General features: G+C 74.6%; 24 protein-coding genes. 14 read left to right on the top strand and 10 right to left on the bottom strand.

Annotated elements, in window-relative coordinates:
- Both coaA and ACZ4MO_RS05055 read right to left on the bottom strand, forming a co-directional pair.
- Window positions 1-945 carry a type I pantothenate kinase gene (gene coaA, locus ACZ4MO_RS05060; RefSeq protein ID WP_499278636.1) on the bottom strand — a complete coding sequence of 315 codons (945 nt, stop codon included), beginning with the start codon at window positions 943-945 and terminating at the stop codon, window positions 1-3.
- Between the two features lie 139 nt (window positions 946-1,084).
- Window positions 1,085-1,981: a DUF72 domain-containing protein gene (locus ACZ4MO_RS05055; RefSeq protein ID WP_175007851.1), complete on the bottom strand. Its 897-nt coding sequence runs from the start codon at window positions 1,979-1,981 to the stop codon at window positions 1,085-1,087.
- Window positions 1,982-2,124: 143 nt separating this feature from the next.
- Between ACZ4MO_RS05055 and glmS the strand changes: the two genes are divergently transcribed.
- Entirely contained in the window at window positions 2,125-4,002 is a 1,878-nt protein-coding gene (gene glmS, locus ACZ4MO_RS05050; RefSeq protein ID WP_175007852.1) for a glutamine--fructose-6-phosphate transaminase (isomerizing), read from the top strand.
- 119 nt (window positions 4,003-4,121) lie between these two features.
- A complete protein-coding gene (locus ACZ4MO_RS05045) occupies window positions 4,122-4,472 on the top strand; it encodes a holo-ACP synthase (protein WP_021482029.1) in 351 nt (116 codons plus the stop codon).
- Window positions 4,473-4,638: 166 nt separating this feature from the next.
- On the opposite strand, the gene ACZ4MO_RS05040 is transcribed toward ACZ4MO_RS05045, so the two are convergent.
- Complete coding sequence (locus ACZ4MO_RS05040) at window positions 4,639-5,565, bottom strand: hypothetical protein (RefSeq protein WP_499278622.1); 927 nt, start codon at window positions 5,563-5,565, stop codon at window positions 4,639-4,641.
- Window positions 5,566-5,775: 210 nt separating this feature from the next.
- On the bottom strand, window positions 5,776-6,825 hold the full coding sequence (locus ACZ4MO_RS05035) for a TIGR03560 family F420-dependent LLM class oxidoreductase (protein ID WP_175007854.1): 1,050 nt from the start codon (window positions 6,823-6,825) through the stop codon (window positions 5,776-5,778).
- A gap of 146 nt (window positions 6,826-6,971) precedes the next feature.
- Between ACZ4MO_RS05035 and ACZ4MO_RS05030 the strand changes: the two genes are divergently transcribed.
- From ACZ4MO_RS05030 to ACZ4MO_RS05000, 7 genes are all read left to right on the top strand, one after another.
- Entirely contained in the window at window positions 6,972-8,855 is a 1,884-nt protein-coding gene (locus ACZ4MO_RS05030) for an NAD(P)H-hydrate dehydratase (protein WP_175007855.1), read from the top strand.
- Between the two features lie 115 nt (window positions 8,856-8,970).
- A complete protein-coding gene (locus tag ACZ4MO_RS05025) occupies window positions 8,971-9,879 on the top strand; it encodes a pseudouridine synthase (protein WP_342779526.1) in 909 nt (302 codons plus the stop codon).
- 25 nt (window positions 9,880-9,904) lie between these two features.
- Window positions 9,905-11,311, top strand: a complete 1,407-nt coding sequence (gene alr / locus ACZ4MO_RS05020; RefSeq protein WP_175007856.1) for an alanine racemase — start codon at window positions 9,905-9,907, stop codon at window positions 11,309-11,311.
- Between the two features lie 77 nt (window positions 11,312-11,388).
- Window positions 11,389-11,886 (top strand): tRNA (adenosine(37)-N6)-threonylcarbamoyltransferase complex ATPase subunit type 1 TsaE, encoded by a 498-nt coding sequence (gene tsaE, locus ACZ4MO_RS05015; RefSeq protein WP_074809371.1) that lies wholly within the window; start codon window positions 11,389-11,391, stop codon window positions 11,884-11,886.
- A gap of 46 nt (window positions 11,887-11,932) precedes the next feature.
- Window positions 11,933-12,652 carry a tRNA (adenosine(37)-N6)-threonylcarbamoyltransferase complex dimerization subunit type 1 TsaB gene (gene tsaB / locus ACZ4MO_RS05010; RefSeq protein WP_175007857.1) on the top strand — a complete coding sequence of 240 codons (720 nt, stop codon included), beginning with the start codon at window positions 11,933-11,935 and terminating at the stop codon, window positions 12,650-12,652.
- Window positions 12,649-13,188 carry a ribosomal protein S18-alanine N-acetyltransferase gene (gene rimI / locus ACZ4MO_RS05005; protein ID WP_175007858.1) on the top strand — a complete coding sequence of 180 codons (540 nt, stop codon included), beginning with the start codon at window positions 12,649-12,651 and terminating at the stop codon, window positions 13,186-13,188. The genes tsaB and rimI overlap by 4 nt, the downstream gene beginning before the upstream one ends.
- The gene (locus tag ACZ4MO_RS05000; protein WP_175007859.1) at window positions 13,185-14,033 is read left to right on the top strand and encodes a rhodanese-like domain-containing protein; all 849 of its coding nucleotides are present in this window, start codon (window positions 13,185-13,187) and stop codon (window positions 14,031-14,033) included. Before rimI ends, ACZ4MO_RS05000 begins: the two co-directional genes overlap by 4 nt.
- 106 nt (window positions 14,034-14,139) lie before the next feature.
- Here ACZ4MO_RS05000 and ACZ4MO_RS04995 read toward each other — a convergent pair whose 3' ends face one another.
- Window positions 14,140-14,787: a malonic semialdehyde reductase gene (locus tag ACZ4MO_RS04995; protein WP_175007860.1), complete on the bottom strand. Its 648-nt coding sequence runs from the start codon at window positions 14,785-14,787 to the stop codon at window positions 14,140-14,142.
- A gap of 100 nt (window positions 14,788-14,887) precedes the next feature.
- On the opposite strand from ACZ4MO_RS04995, the gene tsaD reads away from it, so the two are divergent.
- Entirely contained in the window at window positions 14,888-15,955 is a 1,068-nt protein-coding gene (tsaD, locus tag ACZ4MO_RS04990) for a tRNA (adenosine(37)-N6)-threonylcarbamoyltransferase complex transferase subunit TsaD (RefSeq protein WP_175007861.1), read from the top strand.
- A gap of 13 nt (window positions 15,956-15,968) precedes the next feature.
- Here the strand turns inward: tsaD and ACZ4MO_RS04985 are convergent, their stop codons facing one another.
- Together ACZ4MO_RS04985 and ACZ4MO_RS04980 are read right to left on the bottom strand one after the other, a co-directional pair.
- Complete coding sequence (locus ACZ4MO_RS04985) at window positions 15,969-17,126, bottom strand: glutamate--cysteine ligase (RefSeq protein ID WP_255436998.1); 1,158 nt, start codon at window positions 17,124-17,126, stop codon at window positions 15,969-15,971.
- Entirely contained in the window at window positions 17,123-18,424 is a 1,302-nt protein-coding gene (locus ACZ4MO_RS04980; protein WP_175007862.1) for a THUMP-like domain-containing protein, read from the bottom strand. The genes ACZ4MO_RS04985 and ACZ4MO_RS04980 overlap by 4 nt, the downstream gene beginning before the upstream one ends.
- A gap of 238 nt (window positions 18,425-18,662) precedes the next feature.
- Between ACZ4MO_RS04980 and groES the strand changes: the two genes are divergently transcribed.
- Window positions 18,663-18,959: a co-chaperone GroES gene (gene groES, locus ACZ4MO_RS04975; protein WP_108048801.1), complete on the top strand. Its 297-nt coding sequence runs from the start codon at window positions 18,663-18,665 to the stop codon at window positions 18,957-18,959.
- A gap of 188 nt (window positions 18,960-19,147) precedes the next feature.
- Here groES and ACZ4MO_RS04970 read toward each other — a convergent pair whose 3' ends face one another.
- On the bottom strand, window positions 19,148-19,438 hold the full coding sequence (locus ACZ4MO_RS04970; protein ID WP_175007863.1) for a WhiB family transcriptional regulator: 291 nt from the start codon (window positions 19,436-19,438) through the stop codon (window positions 19,148-19,150).
- A gap of 257 nt (window positions 19,439-19,695) precedes the next feature.
- Here ACZ4MO_RS04970 and ACZ4MO_RS04965 point away from each other — a divergent pair, with 257 nt between their 5' ends.
- Together ACZ4MO_RS04965 and guaB are read left to right on the top strand one after the other, a co-directional pair.
- Window positions 19,696-20,829 carry a MerR family transcriptional regulator gene (locus ACZ4MO_RS04965; protein WP_175007864.1) on the top strand — a complete coding sequence of 378 codons (1,134 nt, stop codon included), beginning with the start codon at window positions 19,696-19,698 and terminating at the stop codon, window positions 20,827-20,829.
- A gap of 127 nt (window positions 20,830-20,956) precedes the next feature.
- Entirely contained in the window at window positions 20,957-22,486 is a 1,530-nt protein-coding gene (guaB, locus tag ACZ4MO_RS04960) for an IMP dehydrogenase (RefSeq protein ID WP_021479849.1), read from the top strand.
- A gap of 97 nt (window positions 22,487-22,583) precedes the next feature.
- Here guaB and ACZ4MO_RS04955 read toward each other — a convergent pair whose 3' ends face one another.
- Window positions 22,584-24,197: an FAD-dependent oxidoreductase gene (locus ACZ4MO_RS04955; RefSeq protein ID WP_175007865.1), complete on the bottom strand. Its 1,614-nt coding sequence runs from the start codon at window positions 24,195-24,197 to the stop codon at window positions 22,584-22,586.
- Window positions 24,198-24,556: 359 nt separating this feature from the next.
- On the opposite strand from ACZ4MO_RS04955, the gene ACZ4MO_RS04950 reads away from it, so the two are divergent.
- On the top strand, window positions 24,557-25,195 hold the full coding sequence (locus ACZ4MO_RS04950) for a Rid family hydrolase (protein ID WP_074808939.1): 639 nt from the start codon (window positions 24,557-24,559) through the stop codon (window positions 25,193-25,195).
- Between the two features lie 123 nt (window positions 25,196-25,318).
- On the opposite strand, the gene ACZ4MO_RS04945 is transcribed toward ACZ4MO_RS04950, so the two are convergent.
- Complete coding sequence (locus ACZ4MO_RS04945; RefSeq protein ID WP_186810343.1) at window positions 25,319-26,854, bottom strand: helix-turn-helix domain-containing protein; 1,536 nt, start codon at window positions 26,852-26,854, stop codon at window positions 25,319-25,321.
- Window positions 26,855-26,896: the final 42 nt, after the last annotated feature.

Here is a 26,896-nt window from a genome sequence, read left to right as displayed (position 1 = left end):
TCAGAGCTTGCGCAGGCGGACGCGCTGCACCGAGTGGTCCGAGCCCTTCGTGAGGACCAGGGTGGCGCGGCCGCGCGTCGGCAGGATGTTCTGCTCGAGGTTCGGCGCGTTGATGGCGTCCCAGATCGACTTCGCCCGCTCCACCGCCTGCTCGTCCGTGAGGTCGGCATAGCGGCGGAAGTACGACTCGGGGCGCGCGAACGCCGTGCGACGCAGCGCGAGGAACCGGTCGACGTACCACTGGCGGATGTTGCGCGTGCGGGCGTCGACGTAGATCGAGAAGTCGAAGAAGTCCGACACGGCGACGGTCGACTCGTCGTGCGCGCTCGGGCGCGCCGGCTGGAGCACGTTGAGGCCCTCGACGACGAGGACGTCGGGCTTGCGCACGACGGCCTCGGCCCCCGGCACGATGTCGTACGTCAGGTGGTCGTAGACGGGCGCCCGCACCTCGGCGTGGCCCGCCTTGACCTTGGACAGGAACCGGATGAGCGCGCGACGGTCGTAGGACTCGGGGAAGCCCTTGCGGTCCATGAGCCCCCGGCGCGCGAGCTCGGCGTTGGGGTAGAGGAAGCCGTCGGTCGTGATGAGCTCGACGCGCGGGGTCTCCGGCCAACGGGCCAGCATCTCGCGCAGCACGCGTGCCGTCGTCGACTTCCCGACGGCGACCGAGCCCGCCACGCCGATGACGTACGGCGTGTTGCCGGTCTCCTCGCGCAGGAACGTCGACGTCGCCTCGTGCAGGCCGGACGTCGCGGTGACGTACAGGTTGAGCAGGCGCGACAGCGGCCGGTACACGGCGTCGACCTCGGCGAGGTCGATCGGGTCACCGAGGCCGCGCAGGCGCGCGACGTCGTCGTCGGTCAGCGGCAGCGGCGTCGACTCCGACAGCCGGCTCCACACGGCCCGGTCGAGATCGACGTACGGCGAGGACGACGGCGCGGCCAGGTGGGCCCGCAGGAGGTCGGACGGGTCGTCGGCGGGGGAGGACACCCGCCCGATTCTGCCGGATGCGCGACCGTGCCGGTGCACGGCACGTCCGTCGCGCCCCGACCACGCCTCGCGGGGCCGTCCTCCGCGGGTCTGCTCAGCGCGCGTCGTCGGGCCTGCGTGCTACGCGACGGCGGCGCGGCGCCGGTTCGACGGCGGGCCCCGGACCGGGGAGCGCGAGGTCGGGCAGGCGGGACATGAGGGCGAGCGCGTCGGCCGGGGCGTGGGCGTCGACGTCGTTGTCGAGGTAGACCTCGACGTCGTGGCCCGCGGCGTGCCAGGCGCGCACGCGCTCGGCCCACGCGTCGAGCACGTGCGGCCGGTAGCCGCTGCGGTAGAGCTCTTGGTCCCCGTGCAGGCGCACGTACACGAGCGGGCTCGTGACCGCCTCGACGAGCGGCCACCGGCCCGCGCCGTCCGAGACGGCGAACGCCACCCCGTGCCGGCGCAGGAGGTCGAGCGCCTCGGGGGCGGCGAACGAGGCGTGCCGCGGCTCGAGCGCGTGCACGAGCGGGCGGTCCGCGTCCGCCTCCGTCCACGCCGGCGCGCGCAGGCGGTCGTCGTGCTCCTGCGCGAGCCGCGCTGCCGCGCCGGTGGTGCGCGGCAGGAGCGTGAGGAACGCGTCGAGCAGGTCGTGGTCGAAGGCGGTGCGCGCCGGGAGCTGCCACAGGACCGGCCCGAGCCTGCTCCCGAGCGCGAGCACGCCGCTCGCGAAGAAGTTGGCGAGCGGCGTCCGCACGTCGCGCAGCCGTCTCATGTGCGTGACGAAGCGCGGGCCCTTGACCGCGAACGTGAAGCCCTCGGGCGTCTGGTCGCGCCACGCGACGAACGACGACGGCCGCTGCATCGAGTAGAACGACCCGTTGAGCTCGACGGCGGGGAAGAGCGAGGCGACGTGCTCGAGCTCGCGGCGCTGGGGGAGTCCCACGGGGTAGAACGGTCCGCGCCAGTCCGCGTACCGCCACCCCGAGAGACCGATCCGGACGGTGGGCACGAGCACCAGCCTCGCGGCGGCGCGCGTCGCACGCCCGGCGAACGCGGCGCGGACCGCGCGGCGATTAGGCAGCGGACCTCACGAAGAACCGCGAGATCGTGCGGCCCCGAAAGGACACGGGTCCGTGGCTAGACTCGATCACCATGTGCGGAATCGTGGGCTACGTGGGCCCTGGAACCATGGTCGGAGAGGCCTCGGGGCGACCCCTCGACGTCGCTCTCGAAGGACTCGGACGGCTCGAGTACCGCGGCTACGACTCGGCCGGGGTCGCGCTCGTCGCGCCCGGAGTCGACGCTGTCGCGTTCGCGAAGAAGTCGGGCAAGCTCGCGAACCTCGTGCAGGAGATCGAGACGCACCCCCTGCCCGCGGCCACCGCGTCGATCGGCCACACGCGGTGGGCGACGCACGGCGGCCCGACGGACACCAACGCGCACCCCCACCTCGCGGACGACGGCCGCCTCGCCCTGATCCACAACGGCATCGTCGAGAACTTCGCGACCCTCAAGGCCGAGCTCCTCGCCGAGGGCGTGACGTTCCGGTCCGAGACGGACACCGAGGTCGCGGCGCAGCTCCTCGCGCGGGCGTACCGCGACACGAAGGACCTCACGCTCGCGATGGGTCAGGTCGCGCGACGGCTCGAGGGCACCTTCACGCTCCTCGCCGTGCACGCGGACGCACCCGACACGGTGGTGGGCGCACGGCACGACTCGCCGCTCGTCGTCGGGCTGGGCGAGGGCGAGAACTTCCTCGGCTCCGACGTCGCGGCGTTCATCTCCCACACCAAGGAGGCGCTCGAGCTCGGGCAGGACCAGATCGTCACGATCACCCCGACGTCGGTCGAGGTGACCGACTTCGACGGCAACCCCGCCGAGGCGAAGCGCTACACGGTCGACTGGGACGCGGCGGCCGCGGAGAAGGGCGGCTTCTCGTCCTTCATGGACAAGGAGATCCACGACCAGCCGCACGCCGTCGCCGACACGCTGCTCGGCCGCACCGACCCGTCGGGCAAGCTCGTGCTCGACGACCTGCGCATCGACGAGGCCGTGCTGCGCTCGGTCGACAAGATCATCGTCGTCGCGTGCGGCACGGCGGCGTACTCGGGCCACGTCGCGAAGTACGCGATCGAGCACTGGTGCCGCATCCCGGTCGAGGTCGAGCTCGCGCACGAGTTCCGCTACCGCGACCCGATCGTCGACGAGAAGACGCTCGTCGTCGCCGTGACCCAGTCCGGCGAGACCATGGACACGCTCATGGCCGTGCGCCACGCGCGCGAGCAGGGCGCGAAGGTCATCTCGATCGTCAACACGCACGGGTCGACGATCCCGCGCGAGTCCGACGCCGTGCTCTACACGCACGCCGGCCCGGAGATCGCGGTCGCATCGACGAAGGCGTTCCTGTCGCAGATCACCGCCGCGTACCTCCTGGGCCTCTACCTCGCGCAGCTGCGCGGGAACAAGTTCCCCGACGAGATCTCGGCCATCCTCGAGGACCTGCGCGAGATGCCGCGCAAGATCCAGACGGTCATCGAGCGCGGCGAGTACGTGCGCGCGACCGCCCGGTCGATGAAGGACGCCTCGTCGGTGCTGTTCCTCGGGCGCCACGTCGGCTTCCCCGTCGCGCTCGAGGGCGCGCTCAAGCTCAAGGAGCTCGCGTACATCCACGCGGAGGGCTTCGCGGCGGGCGAGCTCAAGCACGGGCCGATCGCGCTCATCGACGAGGGGCAGCCGGTGTTCGTCGTCGTGCCGTCGCCGAAGGGCCGCGAGGGCCTGCACTCCAAGGTGATCTCGAACATCCAGGAGATCCGGGCGCGCGGCGCGCGCACGCTCGTCATCGCCGAGGACGGGGACGACGCCGTGCGTCCCTACGCGGACGAGATCTTCTGGATCCCCGAGTCGCCGACGCTGCTCTCGCCGCTGCTGGCCGTCGTGCCGCTGCAGATCTTCGCGATGGCGCTCGCGACGGCGAAGGGCCTGGACGTCGACCAGCCGCGCAACCTCGCGAAGTCGGTCACGGTCGAGTAGCCCTCCCGGCCCCGCCCACGCGTCGACCAGGTGGTCCTGGTTCGTCCGGTCTCCCGGACGGACCAGGACCACCTGCTCGTGGAGGCGGGGAGGCCTGGTCGCCGCCGTAGGGTGGACGCATGATCAAGGGCGTGGGGATCGACGTCGTGGACGTCGCGCGGTTCATGGAGACCCTGGAGCGCACGCCCCGGCTCCGCGAGAAGCTGTTCACCGAGGCCGAGCGGGACCTGCCGCCCGCGTCGCTCGCCGCGCGGTTCGCCGCGAAGGAGGCCATCGCCAAGGCGCTGGGCGCCCCCGCGGGCATGCGCTGGCACGACGCGACCGTGCACCGCGTCGTCGGCGGCCCGCCGGAGGTCGAGATCACCGGCACGGTCGCGGCACGCGCGGACGCGCTCGGCATCACGGCCTGGCACCTGAGCATCTCGCACGACGCCGGCATCGCCTCGGCCATGGTCGTCGCAGAGGGCTGACCCCCGCGCCCCGCGCCCCGCGCACCGGTCGAGCAGGTGGTCCTGGCTCGTCCTGCATCGCCGAGGCGCCAGGACCACCTGCTCGGCCGACGCGGATCGCCTGCTCGACCCACGAGCAGGTTCCGGTCGACCGCGGTGTGCCCACCGTCGGGCGGTGAGGTGCCCGTCAGACGGCGAGGTGGCGGCGTACGGTCCCGGCGACCCGGCCGAGGTCGCGCGACGTGAAGCGCAGGAGGTCTACGGTGCCCGAGCCGGTGAGGAGGTTCTGGCGACGACGGTCCGCGAAGACCGCGACGGGGGTGTCGTGGTGCTCGCGGCCGTCGAGCTCGGCGACGAGCCAGCGACCGCCGGGCCGCCGCCATCCCATGTCACCTCGAGCGACCACGGCGCCCGTCTCGTCGCGCACGGGGAGCTGCAGGGTGTCTGGCGGCACACCCTCCTCGATGCACTCCAGACGGGCGAACGACTCCAGCGGGGACTCCGCTCGGCCGTCGGACAGCTTCCAGAGGTCGTGCCGGGTGGCGATGCCTCGCCGTCCGCGAGCGAGGTCGTGCGCGCGGGTGAGCTCGTCGGGCGCCAGGAGTCGGAGGCGCCGGACCGTGTCGAGGACGGCGAGCCCGTGGGGACGGGGAAGCTCCGGGACGGCCTGAGCGAGAGCCCAGTCGAGCGTCACGACCCGGAACCCGTCGATGGTCGTCGTGCGCATCCCGTCGTCGAACTGGCGCAGTCGGACGCCGTCGCGATGCCTCCGGCGCGACGCCTCGTCGAGGGCGACCTGAGGGGTGAGCCGGTGCGGCAGGCCGTCCACGCCGTGCAGCACCAGGGCGCAGGCGCCGACGGCGACGGCCTCCGCGCCGTAGGCGAGCAGGCCGAGGAGCGCTGCGCGACGTCGTCGGCCGTCGAGGCCCGCCACGGCAGACGACCGGAGCTCGTAGACGTTCATCGCGGCGCGGCGCCACTCTCGCCGGTCGACGAGCCCACGGACCTTGCCCCGCGACAGTCCTGCTGCACCGGCCTGCGCGGTCGTGACCAGTCCCGACTGCCGGGACGCGATCCGGAGGAGCTCGGCGGGGACGGCGGTGCGTGCGTGCATGAGGCGATCACAGCGGGTCGTGCGCCGCCACCGCAGCCTCGTCGTCGCGATCTGTGGACGACGCTCGGCGCCGCATTCCCTGTGGTCGGCGTCGACCATGCGATCCACGCCAGACGAGCAGGCGATCCTGGTTCGTCCCCTCGACCGGACGAACCAGGACCACCTGTTCGCGCGGGGAGGGGGAGGGTGGAGGGGGCGGGAGGTCGCGGGTCAGAGCTGGAGGGCCGGGATGACCTGGCGCTGGAAGAGCTCGAGCTGGTCGCGGTCGGTCGCGGCGAAGGGGAAGTAGCCGATCGCGTAGCCGAGGCCCTGGGCGCGCAGCGCCGTGAGTGTCTCGACGATCTGCTCCGGCGTCCCGACGAGGGGGCCGTCCCGCCACGACGCGATGCTGTCGTCCGCCTTCTCGGGGAAGTACCGGCGGGCGTGCTCCTCGACCCGGGCGAGGCGGTCCGCGACGTCCTGCTCGGTCTCGCCGATGACGACGTTGTAGTTGGCCGACCGCGTGATCTCCCCGAAGTCGCGGCCGAGGTCGCGGCAGTGCTGCTCGAGCACCGCGGACTTGTGGGCGAAGCCCTCCGGCGAGCCGTCGAAGTTCGTGTACTGGGCGTGCTGCGCGGCGATGCGCAGCGTCTTCTTCTCGCCCCCGCCGGCGATCCACAGGGGGATGCTCGGCACGGCGCCCTCGCCGTCGACCGCGACCCGCTGGAGCGGCTGCGGGTAGCACAGGGCGCCGTCCACCTGGTAGCGCTGGCCCTCGAACGTGCCCGACGACCCGGTCCGCCACATGCGCGCCATGATCTGCACGCCCTCGTCGAGCGCGCGCAGACGCTCGCCCGCGCTGGGGAAGCCGTACCCGTACGCGCGCCACTCGTGCTCGTACCAGCCCGCGCCGATGCCCATCTCGAGACGGCCTCCCGAGACGTGGTCGACCGTCGCGGCGACCTTCGCGAGGTAGGTCGGTTCGCGGTACGCCATGCACGTGCACATCTGGCCGAGGCGCACGCGCTGCGACGCCGCGGCGAACGCCGCCATGAGCGTCCACGCCTCGTGGGTCGCCTCGGTGCTCGGGGTCGGGGTCGTGTGGAAGTGGTCGTAGACCCACACACCGTCCCACGCGAACTCGCCGCCGGGCAGGGGCTCGCCCGCCGCCGCGTTGTCGGCGTAGTGGAGCAGGGAGAGCATCGTCTTCCAGTGGTCCTCGGGGGCGACGTCGACGAGGTCGTAGCGCCAGCCCTGCGGGATGAAGAGTCCGAATCGCATGCTCGTCACCCTATGCGGGCCTGCGCCGCCCGCAGCGCGCCCGCGGGGACCGTCTCAGCCCTCGGCCGTCACGACGACCCGGGCACGCCGGGCGCGCGCGGGCGCGCGCGCAGGCGGCCCCGGCGACCGGTGGGCAGGATGAGGCCATGATCGAAGCCTGGTCCGTCTCCGACGTCCGCGCCGCCGAGGAGCCCCTGCTCGCCGCGGGCGTCCCGCTCATGGAGCGGGCGTCGTTCGCGCTCGCCACGGTCGTCGCGCGCGACCTCGCCCGACGGCGGTCGGTCGCCCTGCCCGACGGCGGCCGTCGCGACGGGCGCGTGACCGGCGCCCGGGCGGTCCTGCTCGTCGGCTCGGGCAACAACGGCGGGGACACGCTGCACGCGGGCGCGTACCTCGCGCGCCGCGGCGTCGAGGTGCTCGCGGTGCTCACGGGCGAGCACGCGCACGCCGGCGGTCTCGCGGCGCTCCGGGACGCGGGCGGGCGGGTCGAGGTGCTCGTCGGCAGCCCCGACGGCGCGGCGCACGACGGCGGTCAGGACGACCGCCTCCACGACCACCTCGACCCGCACGTCGCCGACCGGGTCGCCGCCCAGGCGGCGCGCGCCGACGTCGTGCTCGACGGCCTCGTCGGGATCGGCGCCCGCGGGGCGCTGCGCGGGGTCGCGGCGGACCTCGTGGTGCGCCTGACCCTGGTGCTCGACGGCGGCCCCGCGCACGGTCCCGAAGGCCTCGGTCGCCCGTGGGTCGTCGCGGTGGACACGCCGAGCGGCATCGGGGTCGACGACGGCTCGGTCCCAGGTCCGGTGCTGCGTGCCGACCGCACCGTGACGTTCGGCGCCGCCAAGCCGGGGCTGCTCCTGCCGCCCGCGACGCACCTCGCGGGGCGCGGCGCGGTCGTCGACATCGGGCTGCGCCTCGGCGCGCCCGCCGACGGCGCACCCGCCCCGAACGCGCCCGCCCCGAACGCGCCCGCCCCGAGCGCACCCGCCCCGAGCGCACCCGGACCCGACGCACCCGGACCCCGCGCGCCCGGCCCCGACCGAGGGACCGCGACGCCGGTCGTGCGCCGGCTCGAGCCGGCGGACGTCGCCGCGCTCTGGTCCGTGCCCGGCGCGACCGACCACAAGTACACGCGCGGCGTCGTCGGCGTCGTGGCGGGCACGCCGACCTTCCCGGGTGCGGCGGTGCTCGTCACGACCGCGGCCGTCCGCACCGGTCCGGGCATGGTGCGCTACCGCGGGCCCGACGACGCCACGCGCGCCGTGCTCGCGGCCCGCCCCGAGGTGGTGCCCGCCCCGGGCCGCGTCCAGTCCTGGGTGCTGGGCCCGGGCGTCCCGGCGGTCCCCGGCCCGGACGACGACCCGGTCGACGACGGCGGCCAGCACGAGCGTGTGCGGATCGCGCTCGCCGCCGCGACGGCGCCTGCCGCGACGACGACCGCCGCGACGACGACCGCCGCGACGATGACTGCCGCGACGACGACCGCCGCGACGACGACCGCCGCGTCGACGACCGACGCAGCGCCGGAGCGCGTGCCCGCGGTCGTCGACGCCGGGGCCCTGTCCCTGCTGGTCGACCGGTGCCCGCCGTCGGTCGTGCTCACCCCGCACGCCGGGGAGCTCGCGACGCTCCTGCGGGCGCACGGTGACGACGTGACACGGGCCGACGTCGAGGCAGAGCCCCTGCGCTGGGCGCGCCGCGCGCACGAGGCCACCGGCGCGACGGTGCTGCTCAAGGGGTCGGCGACGGTCGTCGTCGGGCCGGAGGGCGCGTGGTCCCAGGCGGACGCGCCCGCGTGGCTCGCGACCGCGGGCGCGGGCGACGTGCTCGCCGGGGTCCTCGGCACGCTGCTCGCGGCGCACTCCGAGCGCGTCGTGCGGGAGCCGGGCCTCGCCGCGCGGCTCGCGGCGGCGGCCGCCGTCGTGCACGGTCTCGCCGCGGAGCGCGCGAACCCGGGCGGCCCCGTCGCGGCGCTCGACGTCGCGCACGCGGTCCCGGGGGTCGTCGCGGAGCTGCTCGCCGCGCGCTGACCGCGTACGACCGCGCACCCCCCCGCGCACGACCGCGCACCCCCCGCGCACGACCGCGCACCCACCGCGCGCGACCCGCACCGACGGTGGGGACACCGCCGGTACCGTGGTGGGCGTGGTCCCCCTCCCCGTGCGCGACGGCCTCAACCCGACGCGCCTCGTGCTGCCGCACGACGCCGAGAGCGTCGCGCGGTACCCGCGCACGCTCGACTACGTGCGCGACCGCTTCCCCGACGACGCCGCGCGCCTCGCGGAGAAGGTCGCTGCGGGCGAGGTCGTCGACGGCCGCGGGCGCCCGGTCGACGCGCGCACGCCGTACGAGCCGCGCGGGTTCGTGTTCCTCTACCGCGACCCGCCCGTCGAGCCGGACGTGCCGTTCGAGGTCCGCGTGCTGCACCGGGACCGCGACCTGCTGGTCGTCGACAAGCCGCACTTCCTCGCGACGATCCCGCGCGGGTCGTACGTCGCGCGGTCGGTGCTGGTGCGGCTGCGCCGCGACCTCGACCTGCCCGAGCTCAGCCCCGCGCACCGCCTCGACCGCGTGACCGCGGGGGTCCTGCTGCTCACGCTGCGCCCGCAGGTGCGCGGCGCGTACCAGGAGCTCTTCGCGCGGCGCGAGGTGCGCAAGACCTACGAGGCGGTCGCGCCGTGGGACCCGTCGCTCGACCTCCCCGCGACCGTGCGCAGCCGCATCGTCAAGCGCCGCGGCGTCATGCGGGCGGAGGAGGTCGACGGCGAGCCGAACGCGGAGAGCCGCGTCGACGTGGTCGAGACCGACCCGGCGCGCGGGCTCGCGCGGTACCGGCTCGAGCCGCACAGCGGCAGGACGCACCAGCTCCGCCTGCACATGGCGCGGCTCGGCGTGCCGATCGTGCACGACAACTTCTACCCCGAGCCGTACGACGTCTCGCCCGAGGACTACTCGCGCCCGCTCCAGCTCGTCTCGCGGTCGCTCGCGTTCACGGACCCGTTCACGGGTCGCGAGCGCCGCTTCGCCACGGACCGCGTGCTCTCCGCGTGGTGACCCGCGGGTGAGAGAATCGACGACCGTGAGCGACACCCAGCGCACGACCTCGGCCGGCACACCCGCCGGCGCCCCCGGCACCGTCCCGACCGGCGCGCGGGCGGGCTCCTCCGCGGACCCCGCCCCGACGCCCCGCGCGGGCGGTCCCGACGGCCCGGACCCCCACGTCCACCCGGCCCGCGCCGTGGTCGACCTGGCGGCGGTGCGCGACAACGTGCGTGCGCTCGCGGACCTGGCGCCGTCGTCCGAGGTGATGGCCGTGGTCAAGGCGGACGCGTACGGGCACGGGCTGGTCGCGACCGCGCTCGGGGCGCTCGCGGGCGGTGCGACGTGGCTCGGGACGGCGCAGCCCGGCGAGGCGCTCGCGCTGCGGGCGGCGGGCGTCGGCCCGGACCGGGCGCGCGTGCTCACGTGGCTCTACCCGCCGGGCGCGCCGCTGCGCGAGCTCGTCGAGGCGGACGTCGACGTGTCGCTCGCCGCGCGCTGGGCCGTCGACGAGGTCGTCGCGGCGGCGCGGGCCGCGGGCCGGACGGCGCGCGTTCACCTCGCGGTCGACACGGGCCTGGGCCGCAACGGGATCATGCCGGCCGACCTGCCGGACGTGCTCGACGCCGTCGCGCGCGCCGAGGCGGAGGGTGCCGTGCGCGTCGTCGGGATGTGGTCGCACCTGGCGTTCGCGGACGAGCCCGGCCACCCGACCGTCGTCGCGCAGGCCGACGTCCTCGACGAGGCCGTGCGCGAGGCCGCGCGGGCGGGCGTCGTGCCGGAGATGCGCCACCTCGCGAACTCCGCGGCGACGCTCACCGCCCCCCGCACGCACTACGACCTCGTGCGCCCCGGCCTGGCCGCGTACGGGATGACGCCCGTGCCGCAGCTCGGGCCGCCGTCGCGGTTCGGCCTGCGCCCCGCGATGACGCTCGAGGCGCGCCTCGCGACGGTCAAGCGCGTGCCCGGCGGCCACGGCGTCTCCTACTCGCACCACTACACGACGCCGCAGGACACGACGCTGGGCGTCGTGCCGCTCGGCTACGGCGACGGGATCCCGCGCCACGCGTCGGGCGGCGGGCCCGCGGGCGCGCCGGGCGGGCCGGTGCTCGTCGGCGCCCGCCCGGGGGAGCCCGGCGGACGCGTCGTGCGCGTCGCGGGCCGCGTGTGCATGGACCAGCTCGTGCTCGACCTCGGCCCGGGCGCGACCGAGCGCGCGGGCGACGTCGTCACGTTGTTCGGCGCGGGCGACGGCGTGGCATCGGCCGGGATCCCCACGGCCGAGGACTGGGCGCAGGCCGCGGGCACCATCAGCTACGAGATCACGACGCGCCTCGGTGCGCGCGTGCCGCGCGAGCACGTGGGGAAGCACGTGCTCGACGACGGCGCGCGGGCGCTCCTCGCGCGCGACCCGCACGACAGCACGGAAAGGACGGTCCGCGCGTGAGCGACGACCCGAACCTCTCGACCCCGGCGCCCGCGGCCGGGGGGACCGCCGCCGACGACGCGCCGGGCGGCGTCGTCGTGCTGCCCGACGCCGAGGCGACCCGCGCGTTCGGCCGCGCCCTCGCCGCGGTGCTGCGCGCAGGCGACCTGGTGATCCTCACGGGCGACCTCGGGGCGGGGAAGACGACGCTCACGCAGGGGATCGGTGCCGGGCTCGGCGTGCGCGGCCAGGTCGCGTCCCCGACGTTCATCGTCGCGCGCGAGCACCCGTCCGTCGTCGGGGGTCCGGCGCTCGTGCACGTGGACGCGTACCGCCTCGGGTCGCTCGACGAGGTCGACGCGCTCGACCTCGACTCGAGCCTGGACGAGTCCGTGACGGTCGTCGAGTGGGGCAGCGGCCTCGTCGAGGCGCTCGCGGGCGACCGCCTGGAGATCGTGCTCGAGCGCCCGCGCGGCGGGGTGGGCACGTCGCAGGAGCAGGAGGACGACGCGCCCGAGGCGGGGGAGCGGCGCGTGACGGTGCGCGGCGTCGGCGCGCGCTGGGCCGGCCTCGACGTCGCCGCGCTGAACCGGTAGCGCCCGACGACGGGGACGGCCCCGCTCTCGGCCGTAGGCTGGAGCCGTGGCTGTTCTCGCGCTCGACACCTCCGCCTCCGTCACCGTCGCCGTCGTCTCCGACGACGGCGCTCGTCTCGCCCGCTGCGACGCGCCCGAGCGCCGCCGGCACGCCGAGGCGCTCGCCCCGCTCGTCGAGGAGGCGCTCGCCGAGGCGGGCGTCGACCGCCGCGACCTCACCGCGGTCGCCGTCGGGACGGGCCCGGCGCCGTTCACCGGCCTGCGGGTCGGGCTCGTCACGGCCCGCGCCCTGGGCTTCGCGCTCGGCGTCCCCGTGCTGGGCGTCCCGAGCCTCGACGCCGTCGCCGCGCAGGCCGTGAGCGACCTCGGCCTCGCGCCCGACGACGAGCTCCTCGTCGCGACCGACGCACGTCGCCGCGAGGTATACTGGGCGCGGTACCGCGTCGTCGCGCACGAGGGGCCGCACGCGGTGCCCGTGCTCGAGACCGTCGCGGGACCCGACGTCGGCCCCGCCGCCGACGTCGCGACGCACGCCGCGGGCGCCGTCGTGGTCGGGGAGGGCGCCGAGCTGTACCCCGACGCGCTCGACGTCGCGCAGGACGCGCCGCAGGTCCCCGACGCCGCCGTGCTCGCACGCCTCGCGATCGCGCGCCGGGCGGCCGGGATCGAGCAGCCGACCGAGCCGCTGTACCTGCGCCGCCCCGACGTCCAGGAGGCCGCGGCGCGCAAGCGCGTGAGCGACGCGTCGCCGGAGCGGTCGCGATGAGCACGCGGTCGTACGAGATCCGGCTGCGGCCCCTCAAGGCCGCCGACCTCGACCGGGTGGTCGAGCTCGAGCGCGAGCTGTTCGGGCGCGGCGCGTGGACCTACGGGATGCTCGCCGACGAGCTCGCCGGGTTCGGGCGGTGGTACGTCGCCGCCGAGCCCGTCCGGCTCTACGCCGCGGGGCCGCAGCCGCTCGTCGGCTACGCGGGCCTGTGGTTCGACGGCGACGTCACCCAGGTCATGACCATCGGCGTCGACCCGGCGTTCCAGCACCAGGGCGTGGGCTCGGTGCTCCTGGAGGCGCTGGTCGAGCGGTCGCGCGAGCTCGGGGCGAGCGCGGTGCTGCTCGAGGTGCGCGTCGACAACGACGCGGCGCTCGGGCTCTACGCGAAGCACGGGTTCGAGCAGCTCGGCATCCGCAAGCGGTACTACCAGCCCGAGGACGTGGACGCGTACACGATGCGGCTCGAGCTGGGCCCCACGCCGCCCCGCGACGAGCCGGACTACGGGACGGCGTCCGCCGACGTGGTCGCGTGACGGGCGACCTCGCGCGGCGCGACCGCGTGCTCGTCGACGCGCGGGGCCTCGCCGCGGCGCTCGCGGGCGACCGCCCGCCCGTCGTGCTCGACGTGCGGTGGGCGCTGGGCGTCACGGACGGGCGCGAGCAGCACCGTGCCGCGCACGTGCCGGGCGCGGTGTACGTGGACCTGGAGACGGAGCTCGCGGGGCCGCCGTCGCCCGCCGCGGGCCGCCACCCGTTGCCGGAGCCGGGCGCCCTCCAGGCGGCGGCCCGGCGGTGGGGCGTCCGCGCCGACCGTGGCGTCGTCGTGTACGACGCCCTGGGCGGCACGTCGGCCGCGCGCGCGTGGTGGCTGCTGCGGTGGGCCGGCCACGACGACGTCCGCCTCCTCGACGGCGGCCTGCCCGCGTGGCGCGCGGCGGGGTACCCGACCGAGGAGGGCGACGTGCGGCCCGAGCCGGGGGACGTCGTCGTCTCCCCGGGCGGGATGCCGGTGCTCGACGCCGACGACGCGGCCCGGCTCGCGGCGTCGGGCGTGCTGCTCGACGCGCGCGCGGGCGAGCGCTACCGCGGGGAGGTCGAGCCCGTCGACCCGCGGGCCGGCCACGTCCCCGGCGCGGTGAGCGCCCCGACGACGGGCAACCTCGCCGCCGACGGGACGTTCCTCGCCCCGGACGCGCTCGGCGCGCGGTTCGCCGCGCTCGGCGTCGACCCGTCGAGCCGGGTCGGGGTGTACTGCGGCTCGGGCGTCACCGCCGCGCACGAGGTCGCCGCGCTCGCGACGCTCGGCGTGGACGCGGCGCTCTACGCCGGGTCGTGGTCGCAGTGGTCGAACGACCCGGACCGCCCCGTCGCGACCTGACGGACGGCGGCGCGCCCGGCGCCGGGGGCGACCCGCAGCCCCCGGGACGCGACGAGGCGGCACCCCGGTGGGGTACCGCCTCGGCGCGCACGGTGCGGGACGTGGCTCAGAGGACCTCGGCGACCTGGTGGAAGTCGAGGCGCGCCTGGCGCGGGAAGTGCGCGCCCTCGTCGGCCGGGTAGCCCACGTTGATCGCGACGAGCGTGCGCCAGCCGGACTCGCCGAAGAACTCGGCGTCGATCCCGGCGGCGTCGAAGCCGGTCATGGGGCCCACGGACAGGCCGGCGGCGCGCAGCCCGACGATGAGGTAGCCGATCTGGATGAGCGCGTTGGTGCGGGCCATGCCCTCGCGCAGCTCCGTCTGCGGGTCGAGCTGCTCGGCGATGCCCTCGCGGAACGGCGCGAGCGTGCCGAGGTGCTGGTGGAACGACGGGTCGGCGGCGGCGACGATCGTCACCGGCGCGGCGAGCGTCTTGTCGCGGTTGAAGTCCGCCATGTGCGCGCCGAGGCGCTGCTTCGCCTCGGACGTGCGGACGACGAGCAGCCGCAGCGGCAGGGTGTTCATCGCGGTGGGCGCCCAGCGGACGAGGTCCCAGGCGGCCTGGATCTGCTCGTCGGTGACGGGCTCGTCCGAGAACGCGTGCGTCGTGTGCGCCGCGCGGAACAGGCGGTCCGCGGCCTGCGCGTCGATCGCGAGCCGGTCGGCCTGCTCGGTCGGCGCGGCGGAGGACTCGATGAGGGTGTCGGTGCTCATGACCCGTACGAACAGTTGAACCCTTGATCATCTTCCGGACAGACGGTGTGACGTGCGCGACACGCACGGCCCGCCCCCGCGCGCGACTACCCTGGAGACCATGGTCCCCACCGCTCCCGCGAGCTCCGGCGAGCCCCTGGTGCTCGGCATCGAGACGTCCTGCGACGAGACGGGCGTCGCGCTCGTCCGTGGCCGCGAGCTCCTCGTCGACACGGTCGCGAGCTCCATGGACGAGCACGCGCGCTACGGCGGGATCATCCCCGAGGTCGCGTCGCGCGCCCACCTCGAGGCGATGATCCCGACGCTCGAGCGCACGCTCGGCACGGCCGACGTCGACCTCTCCGAGATCGACGCGATCGCCGTGACCGCCGGGCCGGGGCTCGTCGGCCCGCTGACCATCGGCGCCTCGGCGGCGAAGGCCCTCGCGCTGGCGCTCGGCAAGCCGCTCTACGGCGTGAACCACGTGATCGGCCACGCCGCCGTCGACGAGCTCGTGCACGGCGCGTTCCCCGAGCGCGTCATGGCGCTCGTCGTGTCCGGCGGGCACAGCTCGCTCCTGCTCGTGGACGACGTCGCGACGTCGGTCACGGAGCTCGGCTCGACGCTCGACGACGCCGCGGGGGAGGCGTTCGACAAGGTCGGGCGCCTGCTCGGCCTGCCGTACCCCGGCGGCCCGCACATCGACCGCCTCGCGCGCGAGGGCGACCCCACGGCGATCCGGTTCCCGCGCGGCCTCACCGCGCGCAAGGACCAGGAGAAGCACGCGTACGACTTCTCGTTCTCGGGCCTCAAGACGGCCGTCGCGCGCTGGGTCGAGGCGCGCCAGGACGCGGGGGAGGAGATCCCCGTGCACGACGTCGCCGCCTCCTTCGCGGAGTCCGTCGCCGACGTGCTCACCGCGAAGACCATCGCCGCGTGCGAGCGGCACGGCGTGTCGACGCTCGTCGTCGGCGGCGGGTTCAGCGCGAACTCGCAGCTGCGCGACATGGCGGCGAAGCGCTGCGCGGAGGCGGGCATCGAGCTGCGCATCCCGCCGATCCGCTACTGCACCGACAACGGGGCGATGATCGCTGCCCTCGGCTCGGCCGTCGTGCGGGCGGGCGTCGCGCCGTCGAGCCTGGACATCGGCGTCGACTCGTCGATGCCGCTCACCGTCACGCACGTGTGACGGCCCGGCCGGGTCACAGGGGCCGGCCGGCCCGCATCTCGGCGACGAGCGAGCGCACGACGGCGTCCAGCTCGCCCCCGTGGCGCCGCGCCACCGCGCGCTGCCGTTGGTAGGACGCGCCGCGCCGCACGATCGTGCGCACGCCGTCGAGCTCGTCGAAGCACCCGAGGCGCGCCGCGACCGGCTCGAGCTCGACGAGCAGCCGCCCGACGGCGTCGGTCACGAGCTCCTCGTTGCCCTCGCGGTCGAGGATGATGATGGCGTCCATCCCGTAGCGCGCCGAGCGCCACTTGTTCTCCTGCGCGTACCAGGGCGGGATGCTCGGCAGCTCGCGGCCCTCGTCGAGCATCGTCGAGAAGTGCTCGACGAGGCAGTGCGTGAGCGCGGCGAGCGCCAGGAGCTCGGAGATGTTCGTGACGCCGTCGCAGATGCGCGTCTCGAGCGTGCCGAACTGCGGCGCGGGCCGCAGGTCCCACCGGACCTCGTCGAACGCGTCGATGACGCCGGTGTGCAGCATGTCGGCGACGTACCCCTCGAGCTCCTCCCACGTCCCGAACTGGAACGGCAGCCCCGCGGTCGGCAGCTGCTGGAACATCAGCGCGCGGTTCGACGCGTAGCCGGTGTCCTTGCCGCCCCAGAACGGCGAGCTCGCCGAGAGCGACTGGAGGTGGGCGAACGTCGTGAGCATCGCGCGCTGGATCGGCAGCACCTTGGCGCGGTCCTCGATGCCGACGTGCACGTGCACGCCGTAGATGAGCATCTGCCGCCCCCACCACTGGGTGCGGTCGATGAGGGTGGTGTAGCGCTGCTTGTCGGTGACCTTCTGCTGCGCCCAGCGCGCGAACGGGTGCGTGCCCGCGCTCATGAGCTCGACGCGCAGCGGGTCCGTCACGGCGCGCAGCTCCTCGACCGAGCGCTGCAGGTCGCGCCCCGCCTCGCCGACCGTACGGCACACCCCGCTGACGACCTCGACCGTGTTGAGCAGGAGCTCCTGCTTGATCGACGGGTGCGGGCCCCCGTCGGCCGGGCGCACGGCGTCGAGCACGGTCTGCGCGACCTGCCGCAGGTCGCCCGAGTCGGCGTCGACGAGCGCGAGCTCCCACTCGAGCCCGACGGTCGAGCGCTCCGAGCGGGCGAAGGGGATCGCCGTGCGGCGCGGCAGGGCGCTCACCGGGGCCCGTCCTGCTCGCCGTCGGTCGGGGCGCCTGCCTGCGTCCCCGCCGGGGGAGCGGACAGCGGCTCGACGACGAGCACCTGCTGGGAGCCGCCGACGCGCGTGAGGACGATCGTCGCGGTCGCGTCGCCCGTGAGAGCGAGCTGACGCCGGAGCTGCTCGGGTGTGACGGCCGTGCCCCGCTTCTTGATCGTCAGGCGCCCCACGCCGCGCTCGCGCAGGTAGGAGCGCAGCCGCTTGAGGCCGAACGGCATGGTGTCGAGCACGCGGTAGCCGCGCGCGAGCCCGTCCGCGAGCCCGGTCGCGTCGAGCGGCGCAGGGGAGTCGGTCGTCACGTACGCGATGGTCCGGTCGAGCAGGCGGCCGCCCAGGCCGCGTGCCGCGTGGGCGACGAGCCCGGCCCGGATCACGGCGCCGTCCGGCTCGTAGAGGTACTGCCCGACGGCGCCCACCTCGGGCACCACGTCCGCGTCGCCCGGGCGATGGGCGATCCGACGGGTCGTGGTCCGCTCGGTCCCGTCGGGCCCGGTCCACGACGACAGGACGAGCGCGGAGCGCCCCGGTCCTTCGGGCGCGAGCGGGCCGAACCAGAGCCCGGCCTCCACGACGTCGCCGTCCACCGACACCCACTCGGTCTCGGCGTCCTCGGGCAGTCCGGCGTGCGGGATGCCCGGACCGACCTTGATGCCGACCGCGGGCACGCGCTCGCGCAGCGCCCACACCGCGTCGAGCGGCGGGGCGTAGGCCTTCGGGTCGAACACGCGCGTGCCGGCGCGCGTGCGGCGCGCCGGGTCGGCGTACACGCCCTCGATCCGCTCGCCCTCCAGGTCGAGCGCGAGCCCGTCGCCGTGGCGCACCTCGGCCTCGGGGAAGTGGCGCAGGTTGACGGTCGCGATCGCCGCCGTGAGCTCGTCGACGTCGGTCGCGAGCACCTCGAGCTCCGCGGCGGCGAACGCGAGCGCGTCGACGCCGATCCCGCTCGTGAGGTCCGCGACGCGCCGGATCCCCGCCTCCTGGTACCGCCGGGCGTGCAGCCCCGCGACGACGAGCCGGCTCGCCTGCTCCAGCCCCGCCTGCGTGAAGAGCATGCCGTCGGCGAACGCGCCGAGCTTGCCGTGCGCCGCGGCGCGCAGCCGGGACTGGGTGAGGGCCGCGGCGGCCAGGTCGGGGTCGACGCCCTTCGCGCGCAGCCCGGCCGCGAGCACGAGCGCCTGCTGCTCGTCGTACGGCGGGAGCGCGCCGAGCAGGGCCCAGCCCTCGGGGCTGAGCAGCTTGGTCAGCGTGGCGGCGTCCATGGCGTCGATCCTTCCACGGGGGCCGGGGACCACGCGCAGCCGGGGCCAGGTCGTCCGCAGGACGGACGTTGGCACTCGCCTTGACCGAGTGCTAACCGGGACCTAGATTTGAGACGTGCCGCCACCGCTCGCGGAGGCGGCACCACGTGCGACCAGGCTGTCCGGCACCCGCGACGACGGCCAGCCGGTGCGCTCGACCCATCCGTTGCAGTTCTCACCGCGAAAGGGGAGGTCCGACGTGTCGGTCCCCATCAAGCCGCTCGAGGACCGGATCGTCGTGAAGGCCCTCGAGGCCGAGACCACGACCGCATCCGGCCTGGTCATCCCGGACACCGCCAAGGAGAAGCCCCAGGAGGGCGAGGTCCTGGCCGTCGGTCCGGGCCGTGTCGACGACAACGGCAACCGCGTCCCGCTCGACGTGAGCGTCGGCGACAAGGTCATCTACAGCAAGTACGGCGGCACCGAGGTCAAGTACGGCGGCGAGGACTACCTCGTCCTGTCCGCGCGCGACATCCTCGCCGTGGTGGTCGGCTGACGCCGACCCGGTTCAGCAGCAGGGCCCCGCGACCGTCGGTCGCGGGGCCCTGCTGCGTTCCGTGGCCGGTCGCCCCACCGGTGGTCCCACGGGTCGTGCGCACGGGCGCCCGGTGCGACGTCGGACCGGGGCCGTGCAGGTCTGCTGGTGGCGCGGGGGCACCGAGGGTGGTGCCAGGGGAGGGAGCGTCAGCCGGTGCGGCGGGCGCCGCCCGCGAGGATGGCGGCGCGCTCGTCCTCGCTCAGGCCGCCCCACACCCCGTACGGCTCGCGCACGCGGAGCGACTGCTCGCGGCACTGCAGCATCACGGGGCACGAGTGGCAGATCGCCTTCGCGGCCTCCGCCCGCCGTCGTCGCGTCGAGCCGCGCTCACCCTCGGGGTGGAAGAACAACGTGTCGTCCGCGTCGCGGCACGAACCCTGGTACTGCCATTCCCACAGCTCCATGACGGGCCCGGGGAGCCTCGAGATCTCTGCCATGCCGAACAACCTACAAGCGTTGCAAGGGTTGTTCAAGTCCCCTGTGAGGAAAAAGTGAACGAGCAGGTTGAACCGCTCGTGGAGCGGTGTGAGTTTGCCCAACCGCGTCGGCCGATCCGGTCGCGCTGACGCGATCGGCTGCGCGCGGCGCGTTTGCGCGTGCAGCGAACAAATATGGCGCGGGTGTGGCGCGAAGGGTGCACGACTGTGACCTCTACGAGGTGGCGAGACGGGTGCCCGCTCGGCAGAATCGATCCATGACCTCAGTCCGGTCCGCCCCCGACCCCGAGGGAGCCCGACCGAGCATGACCTCGTCTCCCGGCCTCGCCGTCGCCGCCGTCGCGCGCCGGCTCGGCGTCGCGCCCGCGACCCTGCGCACCTGGGACCGTCGCTACGGCCTCGGCCCCTCGCAGCACCGGGCCGGCTCCCACCGGCGCTACACGGACGACGACGTCGCTCGCCTCGTCGTGATGCGCCGACTCACGCTCGACGGCGTCGCCCCCGCCGACGCGGCCCGCGCCGCCCTCGCCGCGGACGAGGAGGAGCTCGCGGCGAACCGCGGCGCGATCTCCTTCGACGACCGCGGCGGCGACGGCGCGGCGGACCTGGACGCCGACGAGCCCGAGACGGACGACGACGCGCCCGAGCCGCCGCCGTCGCGCCCGTTCCTGCGCGCCGTCCCCGGGGGCGAGCCCGCGCGCGCCGCGGGGCCCCGCCCGGTCGGCGTCCGCGAGGGGCCGCGGCCCACGCGCGTCTCCGACGTCGTCGACGCGGCCATCGCCTACGACCAGCGCGCGTGCGACCGGCTGCTGCGCATCCCGACGGGCGGAGACCCGGCTGCGTGGTGGTCCGACCTCGTCGAGCCCGCGCTCGAGCGCCTCGCCGAGCGCACCGTGCTCGCCGGCCCGGGCGAGGTGCCCGAGGTCGTGCTCGCGAACGCGACGCTCGTCGCGCTGCGCGAGTACACGCAGGCGAGCGAGGACGCGATCGTGGCCGCCGGCGGTCCGCCCCGGAACCACCCGAGCCGCATGCGGCGCATCGTGCTCGTGTTCGCCGCGCCCGACGAGCCGCTCCCGCTGGCCGCGCACGCGCTCGCCGCGTCGCTCGCGTCGCACGGCGCGATGGCGCGCATCGTCACCGGGCCCGCGAACGTGCACCGCACGCTCGAGATCGTGACGATGGTGCGGCCGTCCGCCGTCGCGATGGTCACCACCCAGGCGCGACCCGACCTGGGCATCGTGCACGCCGCGCACGACGCGAACCCGAGCCTGCCGTTCTTCGTGGGGCTCCCGAGCGACCAGGCCGCGGAGGAGCTGCCGCTCGCCGCGACCGTCCACCGGGTGCGCAGCTTCACGGGCCTCCTCCACGAGCTGCTCGCCGTCGTGCGCTGAGCCGCCCCCGGGCCCGCCGGTCGGGCGGGGTGCGCGCTCGTGCACCCCGCCGTCCGCCCCTCGCGCGGGCCCGGCCGACGAGCACCGGCCGGGAATACGGCGAGGGCCCGCGGCGTAGAATCCTGGTGTGACCGCCTCGCCCGTCCCCGCCGCCGTCCCCGACCGTGACCCCTTCGGATTCCTGGGTCTCACCTACGACGACGTCCTGCTGCAGCCCGGCTACTCGGACCTGGCGCCGTCGGACATCGACACCACGACGCGCCTGACGCGCGAGATCTCGATCCGCGTGCCGCTCGTCTCGGCGGCCATGGACACCGTCACCGAGTCGCGCATGGCCATCGCGATGGCGCGCCAGGGCGGCATCGGCGTGCTGCACCGCAACCTCTCGATCGAGGACCAGGCGCTCCAGGTCGACCTGGTGAAGCGCACGCAGACGGGCATCATCGACAACCCGGTGACCATCGGTCCCGACGCGACGCTCGAGGAGCTCGACAAGACCGCGGGCGAGTACCGGATCTCCGGATTCCCCGTCCTGGACGCCGAGCGCCGCCTCATCGGCATGGTGACCAACCGCGACCTGCGCTTCACGCCCGTCGCCGAGTGGGCGACGACGAAGGTCGACGAGGTCATGACGCCCCAGCCGCTCATCACGGGCCCGGCGGGCATCTCCCGCGAGGAGGCGACCGCCCTCCTGCGCAAGCACAAGCTCGAGCGACTGCCGCTCGTCGACGCGGACGGCCGCCTCACCGGGCTCATCACGGTCAAGGACTTCGTCAAGTCCGAGCAGTTCCCGAACGCGTCGAAGGACGGCCAGGGCCGCCTGCTCGTCGGCGCCGCGATCGGCTACTTCGGCGACGCGTGGCAGCGCGCCACGACGCTCATCGACGCGGGCGTCGACGTGCTGGTCGCGGACACGGCGCACGGCAACGTCCGGATGCTCATCGAGATGGTCGCGCGCCTCAAGTCCGACCCGGCGACGCGCGACGTCCAGGTGATCGGCGGCAACGTCGCGACGCGCGAGGGCGCGCAGGCGTTCGTCGACGCGGGCGCCGACGCGGTCAAGGTCGGCGTCGGGCCGGGCTCCATCTGCACCACGCGCATCGTCACGGGCGTCGGCGTCCCGCAGGTGACCGCCGTCTACGAGGCGTCGCTCGCCGCGCGTCCGGCCGGCGTGCCGGTCATCGCCGACGGCGGCATGCGCCACTCGGGCGAGATCGGCAAGGCGATCGTCGCGGGCGCGGAGACGGTGATGCTCGGCTCGATGCTCGCGGGCACCGAGGAGTCCCCGGGCGAGACGATCCTCGTCAAGGGCAAGCAGTACAAGGCGTACCGCGGCATGGGCTCCATGGGCGCCATGTCCTCGCGCGGCAAGAAGTCCTACTCGAAGGACCGCTACTTCCAGGCCGAGGTCACGAGCGACGACATGATCGTCCCCGAGGGCGTCGAGGGCCAGGTGCCGTACAAGGGCTCGCTCGGCACCGTCGCGCACCAGCTCGTCGGTGGCCTGCACCAGACGATGTTCTACGTCGGCGCCCGCACCGTGCCCGAGCTCCAGGAGAAGGGCCGCTTCATCCGCATCACGTCGGCGTCGCTCAAGGAGAGCCACCCGCACGACGTGCAGATGACGGTCGAGGCCCCCAACTACACGGGCTTCTGACCACCGGCACGCGGCACCACGACGGACGGCCCGGCACCACCCTCACGGGGTGGCGCCGGGCCGTCGGCGTTGCGTCAGCGCCTCGTGCGGTCGGCCGTCACGACGCCATGACGCGGGCGTGCAGCGCCTGGACCGCGTAGCGCGCGGCCCAGAACGCGCCGTGCTGCCAGGCCGAGATCTCGGACATCCAGTCGCCCGCGAAGTACACGTTCCCGGCGCCCTGCTGGAGGAGCTTGAAGCGCGACGACTGCGTGTTCGGGTACGCCCACGCGCCCTCGATGTAGGGCACCTTGTGCCACGCGATGGAGAACGAGCTCTCGAGCTCCGTCCGGTACTTCTCGCCGTGGATCTTCACGCCCTGCTCGACGGCGCGCATCTCCCGCTGCCGCGGCGTCATGTCCGCGTAGGCGCGCGCGTTGGCGCCGGTGTTGTAGTAGCCCACGACGAGCCCCCGGCGCTCCCCGTAGCCGTAGGACGGGTACCAGACGTGGGCGAGGTCCATGTCCGTCTCGGTGATGCCGCCGTAGATGCGGTGGTCGTCCTCCCAGAACCGGGACCGGTACTGGAGCCCGATCTTGCCCGCGGGCGACCCGACGGCGAACTCGCCGAGCGCGGCGTCGACGTCGGGCCCCCAGTTCGTGTCCCAGCGGCGCATGAGCCCCGCGGGCGCCGAGACGACGGCGAAGTCGGCGTCGATCTGCCGCGCCTTGCCGTTGTGGGCGGAGTAGGTGACCGAGACGCCGCGCGGCGTGTTCTTCACCGCGGTGACGGGCGAGCTGAGCTGGACGTTCTGCTTGCCGATCGCCCTGACGAAGTAGTCGTAGGTCGTGTCCATGCCGCCCTTCGGCTGGAACATGAGCATCGACTGCTCCCAGTTGATCTCGAACGGGAAGTACTGCCCGACCTTCGAGGCGAGCACCTCCGACACCGAGCCCGGACCGGGGAGCGGGGTCCCGTGCTCGTTCCAGGCGGACGGGTACACGGCGTACCCGCGGTTGTTGCCGCCCCGGTAGCTGCCGTCGGCCTGGAGCGAGCCCCACGACCGGAGGAACGCGCGCAGGTTCTCCTTGTCCGCGGCGGTGAGCTTCTGGTCGAGCGCCCCCTGGTCGGTCGCATAGCTGAGCAGCTCGGACGTGTAGCCGAACACGTCGGCCTTCGCGGTGCGGTACCGGACGGGGTTGCCGGGGGTCGCGCCGGAGCGCTCGTTGTAGAGGTAGGCGTCCGCGTTGGCGTTGGTGAACACCTCGTAGGGGACGCCGAGCTCGCGCAGGTAGTCCATGGTGACCATCCACTGGGCGATGCGCCCCGCACCCGCGTTCATGTAGACGCCGTCGGCGAACCGTGCCTTCTGGGTGACGCCGTTGACGTCGGTCTCCGCGTCGCCGCCGCGTATTGTCAGCGTCCGGCCGCCGACGCGGTGCCGCGCCTCGAGGACGGTGACCCGGTAGCCGGCCTTCTGCAGCTCGTACGCCGTGGCCAGGCCCGCCGGCCCGGCGCCGACGACGACGACCTTCTTCGCGGACCGGCCGGTCAGGCTGAAGTCGCTGCCCCGCGGCGGTGTCCACGACTCGTTCCGCGGCTGCGCTGCGGCCGTGGGCGCGAGCCCGACCGCGCCCATCGTCGCGAACATGACGCCGGCGCTGGAGCCGACCCCGACGGCCTGGAGGAAGTTGCGGCGCGAGACGCCGGTCGTCTTCTCGTCAGTGACCATGTGGCTGGAGCCCTCTCGTCCACGGCCTGACGGGCGGGGAACCCGGCCCACGATGCCGGGTGCCGCCGTCAGCACCGGGGCCGACGCTAGGGACGTGTCGTCGCGAGCACGGGTCCGGCGCGTTTCGTGCCGGTCAACGGATCGGGGTCCGGCGTAAACGTCTCGTGACGCCGCCCGTTCGCCGGTCCGCGGGACGGCGCGGCGGTGCGCCCGCGGTGCGCCGGCGTCGGCGACGACCCGACACGTCACCGACACGGCACGGAAACGGGGGCTGGCTAGCGTCGCGGCCCCGGCGGTCCTCGCGACCGGCCGGAGCCCGGGCGCCAGGGTGGCGCCCGTCGTCCCCCTGGGAGGCCTGCATGAAGAACCGCACCAAGGTCGTCGTCGCCGTCGCCCTCACCGCCGCCGTCGCCGTCCCCGGCACCGCCGTCGCCGCCGGGAGGCTGTTCGAGCCGAAGCCGACCGAGGCCCACTCCTTCGTCACCGGCGACACCCCGTCCATCGCCGACGGGGTCGCGATCGGGAAGAACGTCGCCTGGTACAAGTCGTCCGGCCTCGGTCCCGCCGCGATGAACACGACGCCGGGCGCGACGGCCGAGCAGCGCTACGTCCCGACCGACGTCTTCCCGGGCGGCGTCCTGCCGGCGGGCGTGACGATCACGGAGGCGCAGGGCATCAACGTCCTCATGCGGATCGGGGAGAACCTCGAGCGGGCCGGGCTCTCCTACGACGACGTCGTCTCCATGCGGGTGTTCCTCCAGAACCCCGCCGGCCAGGAGAAGATGGACTTCGCCGGCTGGAACCGCGCCTACCGGCAGTTCTTCGCGAACACGAACCTCGCGACCGGCGCGACGCTCGAGGTCCAGCTCGGCTCGGCCCGGACGGCGCCCATGGTCGTCAACGCGGCCCGGCCGTCGCGCTTCGCGCTCGAGATCGAGAACCTCCCGGTCGACGGCTGGCTCGTCGAGGTGGAGGTCGACGCCGTCTACCCGAAGTGACGACGACCTCCCCGACGTGACGACGACGGGCCGCCCTCCCGGAGGAGGGCGGCCCGTCGTGGTCGTGCGGGCGCCGCGGGCTCTGCGTGCGCCGAGGCCGCCGGCGCCGAGGCGGGCGAAGGGTCAGTCGCGGAACGTCTCGATGTTGGCGCCGAGCTCGCGCAGGCGCTCGGTGAGGCCCTCGTAGCCGCGCGCGATGATGTCGACGCCGCGCAGGACGGAGGTGCCCTTGGCCGCGAGCATCGCGAGCAGGATGACGACGGCGGGACGCAGCGCGGGCGGGCAGCTCACCTCGGCGCCCGACCAGCGCGTCGGGCCCGTCACCTGGAGCCGGTGCGCGTCCAGGAGCCGCACGTCCGCGCCGAGCCGCGTGAGGTCGGTGAGGTGGATGGCGCGACCCTCGTAGACCCAGTCGTGGATGAGCGTCGTGCCCTGCGCGTTCGCGGCGATGACCGCGAAGAACGGCAGGTTGTCGATGTTGAGGCCGGGGAACGGCATGGGGTGGATCTTGTCAATCGGCGCGTGCAGCTCGCTGGGGTGCACCGTGACGTCGACGAGGCGCGAGCGGCCGTTGCGCGCCACGTACTCGGCGCTCTGCGTGTACCGCAGACCCATCTCGGCGAGGGTCGCGAGCTCGATCTCCATGAACTCGATCGGGACGCGGGCCACGGTGATCTCCGAGCCCGTGACGATGCCCGCCGTGAGCAGGCTCATCGCCTCGACCGGGTCCTCCGAGACGGCGTACTCCACGTCCACGTCGATGTCGGTGCGGCCGTGCACGCGCAGGGTCGTCGTGCCGATGCCCTCGACGCGGACGCCGAGCAGCTCGAGGTAGAAGCACAGGTCCTGCACCATGTAGTTGGAGCTGGCGTTGCGGATCGTCGTCACGCCGTCGCGGCGGGCCGCGGCCATGAGCGCGTTCTCGGTGACGGTGTCGCCGCGCTCGGTGAGCACGACCGACAGGTCCGTGCCCGACGCCGGCGCGACCGTCGCGTGGTAGTTCCCGCCGGTCGCGGTGACGGCGAGGCCGAAGGGCCGCAGGGCGATCATGTGCGGCTCGACGGTGCGCGTCCCGAGGTCGCAGCCGCCCGCGTACGGGAGCTCGAACGTGTCCCGCAGCCCGAGCAGGGGCCCGAGGAACATGATGATCGAGCGCGTGCGGCGCGCGGCGTCGACGTCGATCGCGGCGAGGTCGAGCCGCTCCGGCACGACGATCTCGAGGTCGCGGCCGCCCGTCGTCCACGTCGCCCGCACGCCGATGGAGCGCAGCACGTCGACGATCCGGTCGACCTCGACGATGCGGGCCACGCCGCGCAGGGTGGTGCGGCCGCGGTTGAGGAGCGAGGCGCACAGCAGCGCGACCGCGCCGTTCTTCGAGGAGTTGACCTCGATGCGGCCGGAGAGGGTCTGGCCGCCCTGGACGCGCAGGTGCGCGTGCTTGGGGCCGCCGAGGCTGATGATCTCGGAGTCGAGCGCGAGCCCGATGCGGTTGAGCATCTCCAGGCTGAGGTTCTGCGAGCCCTGCTCGATGCGGTGCACGGCGCTCTGGCTCGTGCCGAGCCGCTCCGCGAGCTGGGTCTGGGTGAGACCACGGTTCTGGCGGGCGCCACGGATGAGCGCCCCGACCTGCGTGAGAGGTGCGTCGTCGATCGCTGTCATGAGAGCGACGATAACTCATGGATGAGATATCGACGCGGCGAG

The sequence above is a fragment of the Sphaerisporangium cinnabarinum genome (assembly GCF_055567015.1).
Note: the sequence above shows the minus strand (reverse complement) of the source record. Positions and strands in the feature narration are given on the sequence as shown.